This window comes from Mycobacterium sp. UM_Kg27, assembly GCF_000972905.1.
GTDB lineage: Bacteria > Actinomycetota > Actinomycetes > Mycobacteriales > Mycobacteriaceae > Mycobacterium.
In genome coordinates, this window is the sequence record NZ_JRMM01000238.1 from 1 (window position 1) to 2,553 (window position 2,553).

2 protein-coding genes and 1 pseudogene are annotated in these 2,553 nt (G+C 68.5%); 1 reads left to right on the forward strand and 2 read right to left on the reverse strand.

Features of this window, described 5'->3' with window-relative positions; translation table 11 throughout:
• Positions 1-82: 82 nt before the first annotated feature.
• A complete protein-coding gene (locus tag LI94_RS20810) occupies positions 83-973 on the forward strand; it encodes a PAC2 family protein (RefSeq protein WP_046302424.1) in 891 nt (296 codons plus the stop codon).
• Positions 974-982: 9 nt separating this feature from the next.
• Here the strand turns inward: LI94_RS20810 and LI94_RS20815 are convergent, their stop codons facing one another.
• A complete protein-coding gene (locus tag LI94_RS20815; RefSeq protein WP_024440455.1) occupies positions 983-1,855 on the reverse strand; it encodes an SDR family oxidoreductase in 873 nt (290 codons plus the stop codon).
• Between the two features lie 29 nt (positions 1,856-1,884).
• Positions 1,885-2,535 (reverse strand): annotated as a pseudogene (locus tag LI94_RS20820) (cysteine--1-D-myo-inosityl 2-amino-2-deoxy-alpha-D-glucopyranoside ligase); the annotation flags it as partial.
• Positions 2,536-2,553 lie beyond the last annotated feature (18 nt).

Below are 2,553 nucleotides of genomic sequence, written 5' to 3' on the forward strand. Positions count from 1 at the left end.
GTGTATAAGAGACAGGCCCGGGGTCGAGACGAATGCCCCGATGAACAAGCCGACTCCGCGGGTCCGGTGCGGCCCGTGATCAATGCCCAGGCCTTACCCTGGCCATGTGACCCGACCGGATGACGGCCCCGCGCTTTCCGAACTGCACGACACCATCGTGGTGGCTGCGTTCGAGGGCTGGAATGACGCCGGTGACGCCGCCAGCGATGCGGTGCAGCATCTCAACAACATTTGGGAAGCCAAGCTGATCGCCGAGATCGACGACGAGGCCTACTACGACTACCAGGTGAATCGGCCGGTGATTCGCCAGCTCGACGGCGTCACCCGGGAGCTGGTCTGGCCGTCGATGCGCATTTCGCATTGCCGGCCGCCGGGCAGCGACCGCGACATCGTGCTGATGCACGGCGTCGAGCCGAACATGCGCTGGCGGTCGTTCTGCGCCGAGCTGCTGGCGGTGATCGAAGAACTCAACGTCGACACCGTGGTGATCCTGGGCGCGCTGCTGGCCGACACGCCCCACACCCGCCCGGTGCCGGTGTCCGGCGCCGCGTACTCGGCGGAGTCAGCCACCCGATTCGGGCTGACCGAGACCCGCTACGAGGGGCCCACCGGGATCACCGGGGTGTTCCAGGACGCCTGCGTGGCGGCCGGCATTCCGGCGGTCACCTTCTGGGCGGCCGTACCGCACTACGTCTCACAACCACCCAACCCCAAGGCCACGGTCGCGCTGCTGCGCCGCGTCGAGGACGCCCTGGACATCGAGGTGCCACTGGGCGACCTGCCGGCCCAAGCCGAGGAGTGGGAGCTGGCGGTCACCGAGATGGCCAGCGAGGACGACGAGATCGCCGACTACGTGACCTCTTTGGAGGAACGCGGCGACGCCGAGGTCGACATGACCGAGGCGTTGAACAAGATCGACGGCGACGCGCTGGCCGCCGAGTTCGAGCGCTACCTGCGGCGCCGGCGACGCTGAACCGCGGGTCTACTTCTCCATTTTCTCGTTGTAGGCACTGGTGGAGCGGCCCAGCGCGGCGACTTCGGCGTCCATCCGCGGCACGATGGTGGCGGCGCCCTTGATGAACGGGCCTTCCACCGGCCGCAGCGTCAGCACCGGCTTGATCCAGCGGAACACCCCCACCCAGCCCGGGCAGTAGACGCGGCGCCGACGGCCCTCGATGCCTGCGACGAAGGCGTCGACACACTTGTCGACCGAGGTAGTCTTGTTGAGCGGCCACGGCAGTTTGGACAGCATCTCGCCGAACGCCCCCAGATCGGCCTTGGTATCGCGAACCAAGGGTGTGTCAATCCAGGCCATGTGCGCCGATCCGACCTCAACGCCCTGGTAGGCGACCTCCTGGCGCAGCGCACTGGCGAAGTGCTCGACCCCGGCCTTGGCCACGTCGTAGGACGCCATCCCGGCCAGCGGACTGAACGCCGCCAGCGAGGACACCACCAGCACATAGCCGCGACGCTCGATGACCGACGGCAGCGCGGCCCGCACGGTGTTGAACACGCCCATCACGTCGACGTCGATCACCCGCTTGAAGGTCTCGGGGTCCACGTTCAGCACCGACCCGTAGCTGGCGATGCCGGCATTGGCCACCACGGTGTCGATGCCGCCGAAACGCTCGGTGGCCTGCGTGACCACCGCCTGCATCGCGGCCAGATCCCGCACATCGGCGACGGCGGTCAGCGCTCGGTCACCCAGATCCTCGGCCAGCGTGTTGAGGGCGGCCTCATCCAGGTCCGTCACCACCACAGAGGCGCCCTGGGAGTGCAGCCGGCGGGCCAGCTGCTCGCCAATACCGTGCGCGCCGCCGGTGATGAAAACGACTTGGGAGTGAATCGAAGACATGGGCTCAACCTACTCCCGCCGCGGGTGTCCTACAGCGCCACTCCCAGCAGCGCGTCGACCGCCGTGGCCACCAGCCGCGGTGCGTCGGCGTCATGGCCGCCGTACTCCAGCGCATCGGTAGCCCAGCCATCCAACGCGGCCAACGCCTGGACGGTGTCCAGGTCATCGGCCAGATAACGACGCACCCGGCCGATGACGTCATCGGCAGCCGGTCCGGCGGGCAGCGTCGTCGCGGTCCGCCAGCGGTTCAGCCTCGCCTCGGCAGCTACCAGGGTGGCGTCGTCCCAGAACCGGTCACTGCGGTAGTGCCCGGCCAGCAGCCCCAGCCGGATCGCGGCCGGATCGGTCCCCTGAGCGCGCAGCTTGGAGACCAGCACCAGGTTGCCGCGGCTCTTGGACATCTTGTGCCCGTCCCAGCCGATCATCCCGGCGTGCACATAGTGGCGGGCGAAACGGCGCTCCCCGGTAAGGGATTCGGCATGCGCGGCGGAGAACTCATGATGCGGGAAGACCAGATCGGAGCCGCCGCCCTGGATGTCGAGACCGGAGCCGATGCGGCTCAACGCGATCGCGGAACACTCGACATGCCACCCCGGCCGGCCGGCCCCGAACGGCGCGGGCCAACTGGGCTCACCCGGGCGGGCGGCGCGCCACAACAGGGCGTCGAGCGGGTCGGCCTCTGTCTCTTATACACATCT